12 protein-coding genes are annotated in these 14,444 nt (G+C 55.1%); 8 read left to right on the forward strand and 4 right to left on the reverse strand.

The window, feature by feature from the left end; genetic code table 11:
• The first annotated feature begins 39 nt into the window (after positions 1-39).
• Both AB1S56_RS06690 and AB1S56_RS06695 read left to right on the forward strand, forming a co-directional pair.
• On the forward strand, positions 40-669 hold the full coding sequence (locus AB1S56_RS06690; protein WP_340869668.1) for a bifunctional 4-hydroxy-2-oxoglutarate aldolase/2-dehydro-3-deoxy-phosphogluconate aldolase: 630 nt from the start codon (positions 40-42) through the stop codon (positions 667-669).
• Between the two features lie 147 nt (positions 670-816).
• A complete protein-coding gene (locus AB1S56_RS06695; RefSeq protein ID WP_340869669.1) occupies positions 817-2,007 on the forward strand; it encodes a transglutaminase domain-containing protein in 1,191 nt (396 codons plus the stop codon).
• Between the two features lie 64 nt (positions 2,008-2,071).
• Here the strand turns inward: AB1S56_RS06695 and AB1S56_RS06700 are convergent, their stop codons facing one another.
• A complete protein-coding gene (locus tag AB1S56_RS06700) occupies positions 2,072-3,217 on the reverse strand; it encodes a conserved virulence factor C family protein (RefSeq protein ID WP_340869670.1) in 1,146 nt (381 codons plus the stop codon).
• Positions 3,218-3,905: 688 nt separating this feature from the next.
• Between AB1S56_RS06700 and AB1S56_RS06705 the strand changes: the two genes are divergently transcribed.
• The 5 genes from AB1S56_RS06705 to AB1S56_RS06725 all read left to right on the forward strand — a co-directional run bounded on the left by AB1S56_RS06705 (position 3,906) and on the right by AB1S56_RS06725 (position 10,406).
• The gene (locus AB1S56_RS06705) at positions 3,906-5,003 is read left to right on the forward strand and encodes an MBL fold metallo-hydrolase (protein WP_340869671.1); all 1,098 of its coding nucleotides are present in this window, start codon (positions 3,906-3,908) and stop codon (positions 5,001-5,003) included.
• A 73-nt stretch (positions 5,004-5,076) separates the two neighbouring features.
• Positions 5,077-6,144 (forward strand): Gfo/Idh/MocA family oxidoreductase, encoded by a 1,068-nt coding sequence (locus AB1S56_RS06710; protein ID WP_340869673.1) that lies wholly within the window; start codon positions 5,077-5,079, stop codon positions 6,142-6,144.
• 165 nt (positions 6,145-6,309) lie between these two features.
• On the forward strand, positions 6,310-7,929 hold the full coding sequence (locus AB1S56_RS06715; RefSeq protein ID WP_340869674.1) for an ATP-binding cassette domain-containing protein: 1,620 nt from the start codon (positions 6,310-6,312) through the stop codon (positions 7,927-7,929).
• 201 nt (positions 7,930-8,130) lie between these two features.
• Positions 8,131-9,018 carry a cation diffusion facilitator family transporter gene (locus AB1S56_RS06720; RefSeq protein ID WP_340869677.1) on the forward strand — a complete coding sequence of 296 codons (888 nt, stop codon included), beginning with the start codon at positions 8,131-8,133 and terminating at the stop codon, positions 9,016-9,018.
• A gap of 320 nt (positions 9,019-9,338) precedes the next feature.
• Positions 9,339-10,406 carry a C40 family peptidase gene (locus tag AB1S56_RS06725; protein WP_340869678.1) on the forward strand — a complete coding sequence of 356 codons (1,068 nt, stop codon included), beginning with the start codon at positions 9,339-9,341 and terminating at the stop codon, positions 10,404-10,406.
• Between the two features lie 125 nt (positions 10,407-10,531).
• Here the strand turns inward: AB1S56_RS06725 and AB1S56_RS06730 are convergent, their stop codons facing one another.
• The 3 genes from AB1S56_RS06730 to AB1S56_RS06740 all read right to left on the reverse strand — a co-directional run bounded on the left by AB1S56_RS06730 (position 10,532) and on the right by AB1S56_RS06740 (position 13,919).
• Positions 10,532-11,131 carry a VTT domain-containing protein gene (locus tag AB1S56_RS06730; protein ID WP_340869679.1) on the reverse strand — a complete coding sequence of 200 codons (600 nt, stop codon included), beginning with the start codon at positions 11,129-11,131 and terminating at the stop codon, positions 10,532-10,534.
• Between the two features lie 188 nt (positions 11,132-11,319).
• The gene (locus tag AB1S56_RS06735; RefSeq protein ID WP_340869680.1) at positions 11,320-12,735 is read right to left on the reverse strand and encodes an NAD-dependent malic enzyme; all 1,416 of its coding nucleotides are present in this window, start codon (positions 12,733-12,735) and stop codon (positions 11,320-11,322) included.
• A 68-nt stretch (positions 12,736-12,803) separates the two neighbouring features.
• Positions 12,804-13,919, reverse strand: a complete 1,116-nt coding sequence (locus tag AB1S56_RS06740) for a glycosyltransferase (protein ID WP_340869681.1) — start codon at positions 13,917-13,919, stop codon at positions 12,804-12,806.
• A gap of 145 nt (positions 13,920-14,064) precedes the next feature.
• On the opposite strand from AB1S56_RS06740, the gene kapB reads away from it, so the two are divergent.
• Complete coding sequence (gene kapB / locus AB1S56_RS06745) at positions 14,065-14,442, forward strand: sporulation phosphorelay system protein KapB (RefSeq protein ID WP_340869682.1); 378 nt, start codon at positions 14,065-14,067, stop codon at positions 14,440-14,442.
• The last annotated feature ends 2 nt before the right edge of the window (positions 14,443-14,444 follow it).

The following is a 14,444-nucleotide window of genomic DNA, read 5'->3' on the forward strand; positions in this document are numbered from 1 at the left end:
GAGGGATAGAAATTGATTAAGATAAGGGGAGAACGAGAGATGAGCAGCATGCTGAAAGAATTACTGGAGCACAAGATTGTAGCGATACTAAGGGGCATTGAAGACAGCCGCGCCGACGACACAGCCAAGGCGCTGATCGAAGGCGGCATCAGGCTGATGGAAATTACGATGAATACGGAGGGCGCGGCGGCGATGATCTGCCGCTGGCGCGAGAGATTCGGGGATGCGGCCCGCATCGGTGCGGGGACGGTTATCGACGTAGAAGCCGCCCAGCAAGCGGTCGCTGCCGGTGCGGAGTTTCTGATCTCGCCGAATCTCGATGAGGCGGTCATAGCGTACGGCAAGGAGCGCGGCATTGCGGTATGGCCCGGCGTTATGACGCCAACGGAAATTGTGAAGGCGGTTAAGGCTGGAGCGGACGCGGTGAAGCTGTTTCCGATGGGGACGCTTGGTGTTAACTATTTGAAGGAGCTTCGCGGACCGCTTCAGGATGTTCCGTTCCTGGCTACAGGCGGCGTGGATCTGCACAACATTGGGGAGTATTTCCGCGCGGGTGCAAATGCGGTCGGCATGGGCGGCAAGCTGGTCAATTTGGATTGGGTGAAGGAGGGACGCTTCGATTTGGTGGCGGAGCGTGCTAGAGCTTTTGTTGACGCGGTGCGAGAGTAGATAATCAGCGCCTTATTCCCGGCATTTTTTGAGTATACAAGCATAGGATGTTAGGAATAGGCGCGGCATTCCGGCGGCCGCTTGAAGCTGCCAGAAGCCGCAGCCGACCGTATGGCGGATGACTCCGTTAGCTTGGGGGAGGAACGAATGCGAAAAGGATGGGTCACGCTGTTGCTGCTAGCTATCATCATTGCGGGGGCATACAGCTTGAACAAACAGATTAACGTGTTCCCTACGATCGTCAGCACTGAGGTAGCTGTGCAATCGGCCGAAGGGGGCGCCGAGCCTGTGAAGGAAGGGGTCAGCGCGGGAGAGGCGGAGGTGAGCGAGCGTCCTTACGGCAAGCTGGAGCAGGACCTTGCGGCCGGCTTCAAGGAGCGCTCCGAGCGATTCACCGCCACTTATGTTGGAGACAAGTCCGAGCTGTCGGAGCATATGACGTCTATTATTCGCGAGGCGCTTACCTATGACGACTACTCCGCTTATATTCTGGAATCCTATTTGTATACGATCAGAAGCTGGGGCAGCAAGTCGACCATCACTGTAGAAGCGCGATATCGCGAATCGCTGGAGGAGACGGCGGAGGTTGACCGTGTGGTGGAGGAAGCGCTGGCTCAGCTTCTAAAGCCCGGCATGAACGAGCACGAGAAGGTCAAAGCGATTCATGATTGGATTGTCACACGCGTCGAATACGATCAGTCGCTAAGCTATTATACGGCCTACGATGCGGCAGTCTTGGGCAAGGCGGTCTGTCAAGGGTATTCCTTGCTTGGCTATCGGATGCTGGAGCAGGCAGGCATACCTGTTCGAATCGCGGAGGGTACCGTCGATACGGGAGAGCATGCCTGGAACATGGTGCGTCTGGACGGCCAATGGTACCATCTTGATCTGACCTGGGACGATCCTGTAGGAGCGGAGGATGATCGGATCAGATATACCTATTACCTGAAGACCGACGAGGAGCTGCGAGCCGATCATAGCTGGACCCGGACATATCCAGAGGCTTCGGTGAGCTATGCGGACACGCTGGCTGGCCTGGCGGCGGAGGACGCAGGTGAAGCGGACCGGTTCGCCAAGCTGAAGCTGTCGCTTGGCCTTCATTGGCTGGACGCTGAGCATACGGTTACGGACGGCTCGGCTCTGAAGGCAAAGATTCAATCGGCCGTTCGAGCTCGCACCACTCATCTGGCGTTCCGTTATAAGCAGGGGGATGACTTTCCGGAGCAGCTCAAAGCCGCGTTCAAGGATGTAGGAGCGGCGGTGGGCTATCGGGCGAGCTATGAGAAATATGGGAGCGATAACTCGCTGCTCGTTAATGTGCATCTGAATTATCCGTAATAGAGAGGAAGCCCGCATAGCCGCGAGGTCCAATGGGACCACGCGTCTGCGCGGGCTTCTGTCGTTATGAATGGGATTGGCGTGCTGCCGTCATCTGCTGCCAGACCGTGCCCGCAGCCTCCTCGCCGCTCCTGATCCTCTCCAAAGCGATCTGGGCTTGAAGCTGAATCTCGAACTCACTGTCTCTGGTCGCCTCCTGGAGCGCTTCGATCGCCGACTCGTCTCCAATTTCGTACAGGTATCGGGCTGCTCTCCAGCGCACAAGCTTGTTTTTGTCCTTCAGCGCTTCTATCATCGGCCCGATCGCCGAGGGATCGCCCATATCGGATAATGTATCGCCGGCGGTCCTTCGAACAGAGGAAGAGCGGTCCTTCAGCGCTTCGAACAGGAGCGGCAGCGCTTCCGGTGAACGAAGATCGCCCAGGTAGACGACGGCAAGCCTCCGAATAGAGGCATTCTCGTCGCGCAGAGCGCGGGCAAGAAGAGGAATGCCCTCCGGCGCGCTTGTGTAACGCTCCAGCGCCGCGTAGCGAGCCTGCCAATCCTCCGACTGGAACTGCCGTTCCGTCTCTTCCAGTGTCAAAGGCGATGGTCTTGGCGCCGGGGGTGCAGCTTGCTCACCAGGGCCGGCCGCAAGCGATGCTTCGATTAGAGAGGCAAGTCGCTCCTCTGTATAGGTCGCGTCAAGCTCGCGAACAATTTCCTCCGCGATTTCCTCAGGCTCGCCATATCTCACGCCGAATTCCTCCAGCTTGCGTTCCCGGATCATGCTGGAGCCAGCAGCGGCTGTTACGGCTTCGGCGAATTTGGACGGAAGAGCGGAGCGCACCTCGCCATCGTTCATACGGACCCGAACCTGCATGGGAATGCCCCGGAACATCTGCACGAGCACCTGCGCCTCGCCGAAGCCCGCGTTCATTCCCCCTGCCGCCGCCGGGGCGTCGTTCCCTTCCCCTCCTTGAAGCAGCGTTCGGGCATCTCCCAGAATGCGGGCCCAGTCTGCGCCCGGCTTGCGATCGAGAGCGATGAAGTCAGCGGTGCGGAACAGGCTTCGTACGCCTTCAATTGCCAGCAGGCTTTTGAGAGGCTCGGGCGCGCTTTCGGCATCCGCCGTTAGATAGGTATGGCGGCGTCCACGCGGCAGTGTTTCGTCGACGTTTAATTTCATCGAGTTGGGACTTGGTGTAGGTTCTATGGAGATCAGTTTCATGAGTGTTTGCCTCCTGTCTTAAGAAATTTGCCATTGTCGTATGCTTTAAGTGCGAGTTCAAAAAGTCCAGTTTTCAGCACCAGAGTTCATGCTTACGATGCTGCGTTTTTTTCAAAAACGCTGTAGAAGATCGATTGAAGCTAGGAAGTGAGGAGCGGTACACGTTTTCGGAGAAAACGACATCGTAAGCATCCTCTTAGTGGAGCTACGTGAGCACCTTAAAGGTTTCTGAAAGAAACCTGCTTCGTAAGCATAAGCTTGTTTCCGGAGGAAACACACTTCGTAAGCATACGCTTGTTCCGGCTGAAACCGGGCCCCGCGAAAGTAATCGGAATAAGCTTCGAAGCTCCCCTTCACTTTCGTGGGTATCAAGAGATATTCGATGCCGAGTATGCTTCCTGATTGGCCTCGTGATGATAAAACCTATTTCGAGGCCTTTCATTGATGAGCGACCGCATTTAAAGGTAGGTTTTATCGCCAATAAGAATTTAAATTCTTATGTGGGCAAAAGTGGGCTTTTTGAACAACCTCTTTAACTATACCATGTCAGCTGCGGATAATCCCAATAATCAGCACAGACGTCACCTCGCCGCGAGTAAACTGATTGTAGCGGGGCGATTTGCAATACATGCCAATCCCTTGGTATCTTAATGATAAGTCGAACTCGGATGGGGAGGGGAAGCTGGACTTGAGATTTAGAAGATTTGTCAACCAAGATCAGGTACAACAGCATAATTCCTTTAAGCAATTCCAGAGATGGCGTCAAGAACGACTCCGGAAGCTGAGGCAGAAGGATTATTCCTATATAGTTCCCAGTGTTGAACCCGATCTGGCGTTTCTGTCGGAGAACAGGGGATTGCCGGCCATTACATGGATCGGGCATTCCACCTTCCTGCTCCAGATTGGCGGGCTGAATATTGTGACGGACCCCGTATGGTCGGGGCAGATGGCGTTCCAGAAGCGTCTGTCAGCACCAGGCATTCCAATCGACAGAATGCCGCCGGTTGATGTCGTGCTGGTGTCGCATTCGCATTATGATCATCTCAGCATAGCGTCGCTCCGAAGACTGACGGGGGCCAAGCGGCTGCTGGTACCGGCAGGACTGAGCGCGAAGCTGCGGCTGAAGGGCTTCTCGAACATTCAGGAGTTTGAATGGTGGGAGACGACGCTTGTGAATGGCGTTGCCTTCACATTCGTGCCCTCGCAGCATTGGACCAGACGGAATCCTTGGGACACGAACAGCTCTCATTGGGGCGGCTGGATTATTGAGCCGCCAGGCGCGTCTGCCGCCTCCTGGGCGGATGCCTATTCGCAGGATCAAGGCGGGAAGTCGATCAATGAAGCTGCGGCATCTGCCCAGGCCGCAGCTGGCCAGCCTTCCGCGAGTGCCTCAAAGCCAAGCTCGCGCAGACCGCTTGTATCGAGCTCCCCTACCCTCTACTTCGCTGGGGACAGCGGATATTTCCGGGGCTTCAAGGAAATTGGCAGCCGGTTCCGTATCGATGTTGCTCTAATGCCGATTGGCGCTTATGAGCCGGAATGGTTCATGGGGCCGCAGCATGTTACGCCGGAAGAATCGCTTCAGGCATTCCAGGACATCGGGGCCGAATGGTTTGTTCCGATGCACTACGGCACGTTCAAGCTGGCGGACGATACGCCGAAGGAAGCGCTGGACCGGCTTGAACAAGGCAGAAAGCAAAGCGGCATAGAGGAGGAGCGCGTCGTTGTGCTGCCGCTTGGGGAGACGTGGAGACTGGCGGAATGGCCGACTGATCAACCTCTATAGGATGTACGTATCCTCATATAGACGATATACTTTCATTATCAACCATATAGCATTCATTCCAGGAGGAACGTTCATGACAGAGAAGAAGATACAAGTCGGCATTATCGGAGCGGGAGCGATTGGCAACGTTCATATGAGGACGTTGGCTGGGATTGACGACATGGAGACAACAGCGGTGACGGATGCTTCTTTGCCGCTTGCTCAGCAAAGAGCGGAGGAGCATGGCATCGGCAGGGTTCACGAATCGCCGCAAGCTCTCCTTGAGGATGAGACGATTGATGCCGTCATTATCGGCGTGCCGAACCAGTATCATGCGGCGCTTGCGATTGAGGCGCTGAGAAGAGGCAAGCATGTCCTGCTGGAGAAGCCGATGGCCATTGATTCCGTGGCAGCCCAGGCCATCTTCGAGGCAGCAGGGGAATCCGGCCGAATTCTGATGATGTCTCACCAAATGCGCTGGCAGGGTCTCAGCCGAGCTGTGAAGGCAAGAATCGAGAACGGCGACATGGGCCGAATCTACAACGCCAAGGCAGGCTGGCTGCGGAAGAAGGGCATTCCAGGCTGGGGCTCCTGGTTCACGCGCAAGGATCAATCCGGAGGCGGCCCTCTCATCGATATCGGCGTGCATATGCTGGACTTGTCCCTTTATTTGATGGGCAATCCGAAGCCGATTACCGTATTCGGCTCCACCTACGCGGAGTTTGGACCTAACAAGGAAGGCATCGGTACCTGGGGTACGCCGAACTGGGACGGCTATTACGACGTCGAGGATCTTGCGTCCGCGCTGATTAAGCTAGATAACGGCGCTACGCTGTCGCTGGAGGTCAGTTGGGCGGCGCATGCAGCAGGCTTGCCGGAGGCGCCGTTTATTTATCTCATGGGCACCAAAGGCGGAATTTCGATTGTAGGGGAACGGGCGACGTACGTCACCTATCAGGATAATGAGGTCGTCGAGACGGAAATCGTGCCCCTGGAGGGCGAAGAGGAACGGATTCTCATGTTCCGCCACTTTGCGGAATGTATCCGCGAGCACAAGACGCCTATCTCCTCAGCTTTGACCGGCTATACGAACAACCGCATTCTCGACGCGATCTATGAATCCTCGAGAACGGGCAACGAAGTGAAGCTAAGCTGGAGCTAGCCAGGCATTAAGCAGCAACGCCACCTCCCTTGAATCAGCGCGCCAACGTTGCTTGAGGGAGGTTTTTTGGCGGGCAACGCCCGAAACATGAGGAGAAACCAAACATTCTGTGCTATAATGGTTCGAGAAAATGCGATTTTGTAGTGAAGGACGGGATTAAATACTATGATTAGCACAAGTGGCATAACGCTTCGTTACGGGAAGCGCGCGCTTTTTGAAGATGTGAATATTAAGTTTACGCCGGGCAACTGCTACGGTCTGATCGGTGCGAACGGCGCCGGCAAATCAACCTTCCTGAAAATTTTGTCCGGAGAAGTGGAGCAGACCTCCGGAGAGGTTCATATTACGCCGGGCGAGCGTCTGGCCGTATTGAAGCAGAACCATTATGAATACGACCAGTTCAAGGTGCTGGAGACGGTCATTATGGGCCACAAGAAGCTGTACGAGGTCATGAAGGAGAAGGACGCCATCTACACCAAAGCGGATTTCACCGATGAAGACGGTATGCGCGCGGGCGAGCTGGAGGCTGAGTTTGCGGACATGAACGGCTGGGAAGCGGAGTCCGAAGCCGCAGAGATGCTGAATGGCCTTGGCATCGGCACGGAGCTGCACGACAAGCTGATGGCGGATCTGGGCGGCAATGAGAAGGTTCGCGTTCTGCTTGCGCAGGCTTTGTTCGGATCGCCGCAAATTCTGCTCCTCGACGAGCCTACGAACCATTTGGACATTGAATCTATCCGCTGGCTGGAGGACTTCCTCTCCAGATATGAAGGCACCGTTATTGTAGTCAGCCATGACCGTCACTTCCTGAACCAGGTATGTACCCATATCGCCGATATCGACTTTGGCAAAATTCAGATGTACGTGGGCAACTACGACTTCTGGTACGAGTCCAGCCAACTGGCGCTGTCTCTTATGCGCTCCGAGAACAAGAAGAAGGAAGACAAGATCAAGGAGCTGCAGGCGTTCATCCAGCGCTTCAGCGCGAACAAATCCAAGTCCAAGCAGGCGACTTCCCGGAAGAAGCTCCTGGACAAGATTACGCTGGACGACATTCGTCCTTCCAACCGCAAATATCCGTTTATTCTGTTCAAGGGCGAGCGCGAGGCGGGCAAGCAGCTGCTGCTCGTTGAAGGCTTGACGAAGTCCATCGAGGGCGACAAGATTATCGATAATCTGACGATCACCATCAACAAAGGCGACAAGGTTGCGTTTGTTGGGCCGAACAGCCTGCCGAAGACAACGTTCTTCCAGCTGCTGGCCGGCGAGCTGGAGCCGGATGCGGGCACGTATTCGTGGGGCGTTACGACAACACGCGCGTATTTCCCCAAGGACAACTCCAAATATTTTGAAGGTGTAGAGCTTAACCTGGTGGATTGGCTGCGCCAATACTCCAAGGACCCGGATGAGACGTTCCTGCGCGGCTTCCTCGGACGTATGCTGTTCTCCGGCGATGACGCCATGAAGAAAGCAAGCGTGCTGTCCGGCGGGGAGAAGGTTCGCTGCATGCTGTCGAAGATGATGCTGGAGGGCGCGAACGTGTTCATCCTGGATGAGCCGACGAACCATCTTGATTTGGAGTCTATCACAGCCCTTAACAACGGCTTGATCGATACGGACTGCACGATTCTGTTCACCTCGCATGACCATCAGTTCGTGCAGACAATTGCCAACCGCATAATTGAAATTACGCCAAACGGCGTGATTGATCGGATGATGACATACGACGAATATCTTGAAAGCGCCGAAATCAAAGAAATCCGCGAGCGTATGTACGCCGTATAGTAAGCGCACAATAACCGTCTTAGGAGCTTCCTGGAGCCCAAGGCGGTTTTTGTTTGCGGACAAGAGAGCGGATTTGGCGGATGTCCCACTCTTTTGCCTGCATGCACAAAAGTGCGTACCGGGTCAACACTGTTTCTCTAGACCCACACGGATACGATCGGGTATGATACCAAGAGATGTTCGCTGGCAGGAGGGTATGTTTTGACACAATATGATGACATTAAACAAGGCGAGAAGGGCGCATGGGTCAGTATCGCCGCTTATATCGTATTATCCGCGCTCAAGCTGGGGGCCGGCTACTGGTTTGTATCGGGCGCCCTCGTCGCGGACGGCTACAATAACTTAACGGATATTGTCGCCTCGCTGGCAGTATTAATTGGACTGCGTATTTCGCAGAAGCCGCCGGATAAGGATCATCCTTACGGCCATTTCCGAGCGGAGACGATAGCGGCGCTAATCGCCTCCTTCATCATGGCCAGCGTCGGCCTGCAGGTGCTTATATCCGCTGTCAGATCTCTTGCGTCAGGTGAGCATGGCACGCCGAATCTGATTACGGCCTGGGTGGCGCTGTTCTCCTCCGTGTGTATGGGCGCCGTCTATCTGTACAACAGCCGCTTGGCCAAGCGGATTAACAATCAGGCTTTGATGGCGGCAGCGAAGGATAATTTGTCCGACGCGTTAGTCAGTACAGGCGCAGCGGTAGGCATCATCGGAGCGCAGTTCGGAATGCCATGGCTGGATCCCGTGGCAGCCTTTGCCGTGGGCATTATTATTTGCAAGACGGCATGGAGCATATTTTACAGCTCGACGCACGCGCTGACGGACGGCTTCGACGAAAAGGAGCTCAAGACGTTCCAGTCCACCATCGAGGGAACGAAGGGCGTCAGAACGATCAAGGACATCAAGGCCCGCGTGCACGGCAGCAATGTGCTGGTAGATGTCATTATTCAAGTGGATCCCGGCTTGTCCCTGATTGAGAGCCATCAAATCGCTGACGATATCGAGCGAAGACTCGGCCGCAAGCATAATATTATGGGGGTTCATGTTCATGTAGAGCCGTTGGACGGCGCTGGTAAATGTCACCATTAGAATAGTCCTGTATCCAAAATGGTTCTATAGTCCTATTTTCGAATGAGACACCTCTCATTTTTTGTCCGTGTGAATCGCTTTCAGTGATTCAAGCGGCTGTAAGCAAAGCTTGCTTCCAATGATGGCACAAGAAGGCATCTCCCCCGCGGAGATGCCTTTTATTAATATTCTCTCAGCAAGAAGGATACGTCTTTTCTCCCAAATTACCTCAGTCCTATTTGGGAGCCTGGATGGATGCTTGCTCCACTTAGCCGACCTTACAATGGTTGTAGAACGCCGGTTACCGGCAGCAAGCTTACACAACAAGGAGGCGTATTCTCATGAAGTATACAATGAAGCATAAGATAGCTACCGTAACAGTGACAGCAGCAATGATGTTCGGCTCGTTGACGGTATTGCCAGCTCCTGCGGCGCACGCCGCGCAATCTGCAGAGGTGACATGGGGCGTGAACATGCGGACAGCGCCGTCCGCCTCGGCAAATGTCATTCGCATGCTCAAGAAGGGCGAGACGATCTCTATCATTGAAAGCTCCGGCAGCAGCTGGTACAAAATAAGCGATGCTAATGGGCGGACGGGCTATATTTCGTCTTCGTCCAAATATACGGATATTATTGCTGGCAGCTCTGGCTCAGGCTCCTCATCGGGTGGGACAAGCTCGGAAGCCGGTGCTGTGACAGCGGCGATTGGCACGGTTAAGAAGTCGGTATCGTTCCGGGAAGGGGCATCCACCTCCGCCGACCGCATTCGTTATCTGAAAGCAGGCGAGCAGATGCAAATTACGGGACAGCCGAACAGCTATTGGTATGAGGCGGTTGACGCAAGAGGGGTCAAAGGCTACGTGTCTTCTCAATCGCAATATATGACTGTCAGCAACGGTACGATCGGCAGCGGCTCCGCGGGCTCGGGCGGTGGCAGCGCGCCGTCCACAGAGACGCCGCCGGCATCGTCCAGCGATGTGGAGAAGGTGATTGCCGCAGGCATGAAATATTTGGGCACGCCATACGAATATGGCTCCAGCCGCAGCACGACGACCACCTTCGACTGCTCCGACTTCGTCAGACAAGCGTTCAAGGACGCGCTTGGCCTTACGCTGCCGGCTGATTCGCGAGGTCAGGGCTCCTATGTGAAAAGTAAAGGGAGCTACACAACAAGCATTAGCGGGCTGAAACGCGGCGACCTTATGTTCTTCATGTCGTACAGGGGCTCCAGCGCATCGTCGTACAGCGGCATTAACAAGCAGGCGCAGACCATTACGCATGTAGGCATCTATCTGGGAGACGGCAAGATTCTTCACACGTACTCCAAAGAAAGCGGCGGCGTCACAACAGGCACGATTACCGGCAAGCATTGGGAGCATCGCTTCATATTCGGAGGCAGTGCTCTGTAGGGCCAGCAAGAGGGCAAGCACCAATAAAGCTAGCAACAAAAAAGCAATCCCTTTGGCCGTGACCTTAACGGCCAGGGGGATAGCTTTCTGTTCGTAGTTCGTATGACAGCGAGACAAGGGCTTCATCAAGCCTGCAGATCCTTCTGCAGCTCCGCTGCCCGTTTCTTCTTCTTGCGCAATACGCTCCGTATAATGAGAAAAGCGGCAATGAGAGGTATGCTGCCAAGAAATATATACAAGGACACGTCTTTGACCATAGATTCCGCCGCGCGTCCGTAGAAGTAGAACAATGCGCCTACCGCATAGAACTTGACAGCCCTGCCGATGGCTGCATAACCGATAAGCCGCCATAAAGGGAAGTTCAAGCATCCCGATAATATCGTAAACACCTTGAACGGAATCGGCGTAAAGGAGCCAATCAGGATGGCGGATTCACCGCTTTTCTGGAATCGGGTAGTCGCCGCGTCGATCCATTCCGCTTTCAGGAATCGGTAAAGGACGGACTTGCCCATAAGCTTGCCCAAATAGTAGCCTACCGGAGTGCCCAGCAAGCAGGCGATATAGCCAACGGTAGCCAGCCATAGCGCGGAAGTGGGATTCACGATGCTGAGCGATACTTGAAGGAAGAATGCGGGGATGGGGAAGATGACCGCATCCAGGAAGGAATGCGCGAACAAGCCCCAGGGACCGTAATCCTCCAGAAAATCGACAATTGCTTGAAACATGAAGTAGGCTCCTTTTCGTTTCACTTGCCTGCTAAGTATAGCATACCGCCAGCAATTCCGCGTATGCAAAAATAGCCCACAGATACATACGTAAGAGTCGATTCCAAGGTTTCAAAAAAATAAACTTGAAATAACGGCGCAGACGCTCCGAATTTCAAGTTTATATTCCAGCCCAGCTCCGTAGCGCCCTATTCCCGCAGCTTGCGGCGCGACACGCCGGTGCGCTGGGCGGCGGCGACCACTCTGCGGCGCACCTCCTCGACGACCTTCGTATTGAAGACGCTCGGAATGATATACATGCGGTTAAGCTCGTCCTCGCTGATGACGGAGGCGATAGCTTCCGCTGCCGCCAGCTTCATCTCCTCGTTAATCTCGGAGGCTCGGCTGTCGAGCGCTCCCCTGAATATGCCCGGGAAGCAGAGGACGTTGTTGATCTGGTTGGGATAGTCAGAGCGGCCGGTAGCGAATACGCCTACGATGTCCTCGATCAGCTCCGGCCGAATCTCCGGCTCTGGATTCGCCATGGCGAAGACGACGGGATTAGGCGCCATGCTGGCGACATCCTCTCTAGTGAGCAGGCCGCCGGCGGATACGCCAATGAACACGTCCGCGCCCGCAATGGCATCCTTCAGGCCGCCATTGCGGCGCTCCGGATTGGTGTTGCTAGCGTACCATTGCCACGTCTCGTTGTCGTAGGTCTCATCCGCGTTCAATATGCCGGCCCGATCAACGCCTACGATATGGCGCGCGCCCCCCGCAAGGAGCATCTTCGTGCATGCGGTGCCTGCGGCTCCAATCCCGCATACCACGATACGCGAGTCGCTGAGCTCTCGACCCGTCAGCTTCAGCGCGTTCAGGAGGCCGGCGTACAGCACAACAGCGGTGCCGTGCTGATCGTCGTGGAATACCGGAATGTCCAGCTCCTCGCGCAGCCTGCGCTCGATTTCGAAGCAGCGCGGCGCCGAGATATCCTCCAGGTTAATGCCGCCGAACGCGGGAGCCAGATGCTTGACCGCCGCGATGACGGCTTCTGTATCCTGCGTATCCAGGCAGATGGGGAACGCGTCGACGTCGGCGAACTGCTTGAACAGCATCGCCTTCCCCTCCATGACTGGCATTGCGGCATAAGGGCCGATATTGCCAAGGCCCAGCACCGCGCTGCCGTCGGATACGACTGCAACCGTATTGCGTTTGATTGTAAGCGTATGAGCCTTGGAGGGCTCCGCTTGAATCGCCTGGCATACTCGCGCGACATCGGGCGTGTATACCCTGGACAGGTCGTCGCGGTTCTGAATCGGCGTCTTGGGCTGTACCGTAATCTTGCCGCCAAGGTGCAGGAGGAAGGTTCTGTCCGACACATGCAGCAGACGGATCCCCGGCAGCGCGTCAAATGCTCTGGCCAGCCGCTCGGAGGCGCCTTGCTCCGTTATTTTGACCGTTAAGTCGCGGATGCTCTTGTTCTTGTCGGTATGTATGACGTCGATGGCGACAATGTCGCCTCTTGCTTGCTCGATGGCCGTAGCCGCCTTGCCGAACTGCGCGATTTCAGTATCGATCTCGAGCCTGAGAATAATCGTCTTGCCGTCAGTGATTTGCGTACGCATAGTGGAAATCCCCTTTCTCCTTATACTATTCCCTTCGCCAGCATTATTATTGAAGTGGAAGAAAGCCGTTACTGCATAAGCTGCAGAACGGCCTCCGGACATTTTCTGGCGTTGTACTGATGATTGCGCCTGCGCTGAAGCTCCTCGCGGAACTGAGCGGACGACTCCCTGTCATGAATCAGCTTGAACCAGCGATCCACGGTATCGTTGGAATCCAGCATTTCGCCGAACCCGTTATGGATAAAATATTCGCAGTTCTCTTCCTCCTGGCCGGGAATGGGCTCGTAGAAGAGCATGGGAAGAGCCTTGCTCATGCCCTCCGTGCAGGTCATCCCTCCAGGCTTTGTCACAAGCAGATCGGCTACCTCCATCAGCTTGTGGACCTCTCGCGTGAAGCCGACGATTCGAATATTGGGATGCTGGAACATAGGATCGGTCAGCATCTTCTCCTTCATCTTCTCGTTGGAGCCGACACAGAAGATCAGCTGGGTTGTCTCGCGCCATTTGGTCATATAGGACAAGGCGCTGTCCTCGTAAAGTATACCCCATCCGCCGCCCATAATGAGCACGGTAGGCATCTCCTTTAGATCGAAATCCCTGCGGATCTCGTCCTTGGGATAGGTCACCCAGAAGTTGGGATGAACCGGAATGCCGGTAACCTCCACCCGCTCAGCAAGCACGCCCTTCTCCATGAGACGACGCTTCACATCCGGCGAGGAGACCAGATAATGGTTCACCTCCTGGCTTACCCAGGAGCCGTGAGCGTCATAGTCGGTAATAAGCGTATATAAAGGCATGTCGAGTCCAAGGCGCTTCAGTCGCGCGACAACCGCGTTCGGTACGGGATGCGTGCATACGATGAGATCAGGCTTGAGCTGGGCGATGACTTGAGAGGTCTGCGTATAAAACATACGGTGCAGCGCCAGCTGCGCAAATCGGTTTGTCGGTTTCTTGTAATTGCTGCGGTACATGAGGCCTACCATCTTCGGTCTCGAGCTGACCGTCTTCCGATATGCTGATACAATCCAAGGACCAAGTACAGGATTTAGAAATTTTCCTAGCTCGATGACCCTGGCTGAGATGCTGGGGCATAACTGCTTCATACCAACCGCCAGCGCGTTCGCGGCCTGAGTGTGGCCCGAGCCGAACCCCTCCGAGAGCAACAGCACTCTCTTCTTGCGCATAGTCTCACCCACTTTTCTATTTCCATATTACTTTGCATGTCAGGTTAACACAAGCACCGATCTAACCCTTGCGCTCAAAAAGCCATTGCTTTACAGTAATCACAAGAAACTTATGACGAATCCATAACGCAGGAGGAAATATATCATGTCAATCAAGCTGGAAGTTGGAGATCTGGTCAAGGCAGAGGTGAGGACTGGCCAATATGTAGGGGAGGTGCAGGAAGTCAACGGTCCGCGGGCACTCGTGAAGGTGCTGGCGGTGCTGAAGCATCCGGAGCAGGGCGATCTGCATCAGCCCTACGATCCCGACGTGGCGATGTTCCATGAGCGGCGCGCGCTGAGCTATACCGAAAAAACGAATGTGCTCCTTCGAGATATAACCCCTTACCACGGAGCCGTTCCGGACTATAAGGAGTCGCTTCTGGCATCCGCTGCGGAGCTGGAGGAGGCGCTCGACCGCCTCCATCGCTGGACCGCAAAAGGCTTGGAGGTTATTCGCCAGCTGCGCAAGGATTATGAGTAAAC

The organism is Paenibacillus sp. PL2-23 (genome assembly GCF_040834005.1).
In the GTDB taxonomy this organism is placed as follows: Bacteria; Bacillota; Bacilli; order Paenibacillales; family Paenibacillaceae; genus Pristimantibacillus.

Coding starts and splice junctions, on each gene's coding strand:
- AB1S56_RS06735 (WP_340869680.1), bottom strand. CDS start 12,735: ATGCGTACGCAAATCACTGACGGCAAGACGATTATTCTCAGGCTCGAG.
- AB1S56_RS06740 (WP_340869681.1), bottom strand. CDS start 13,919: ATGCGCAAGAAGAGAGTGCTGTTGCTCTCGGAGGGGTTCGGCTCGGGC.
- AB1S56_RS06700 (WP_340869670.1), bottom strand. CDS start 3,217: ATGAAACTGATCTCCATAGAACCTACACCAAGTCCCAACTCGATGAAA.
- AB1S56_RS06710 (WP_340869673.1), top strand. CDS start 5,077: ATGACAGAGAAGAAGATACAAGTCGGCATTATCGGAGCGGGAGCGATT.
- AB1S56_RS06730 (WP_340869679.1), bottom strand. CDS start 11,131: ATGTTTCAAGCAATTGTCGATTTTCTGGAGGATTACGGTCCCTGGGGC.
- kapB (WP_340869682.1), top strand. CDS start 14,065: ATGTCAATCAAGCTGGAAGTTGGAGATCTGGTCAAGGCAGAGGTGAGG.
- AB1S56_RS06695 (WP_340869669.1), top strand. CDS start 817: ATGCGAAAAGGATGGGTCACGCTGTTGCTGCTAGCTATCATCATTGCG.
- AB1S56_RS06715 (WP_340869674.1), top strand. CDS start 6,310: ATGATTAGCACAAGTGGCATAACGCTTCGTTACGGGAAGCGCGCGCTT.
- AB1S56_RS06725 (WP_340869678.1), top strand. CDS start 9,339: ATGAAGTATACAATGAAGCATAAGATAGCTACCGTAACAGTGACAGCA.
- AB1S56_RS06690 (WP_340869668.1), top strand. CDS start 40: ATGAGCAGCATGCTGAAAGAATTACTGGAGCACAAGATTGTAGCGATA.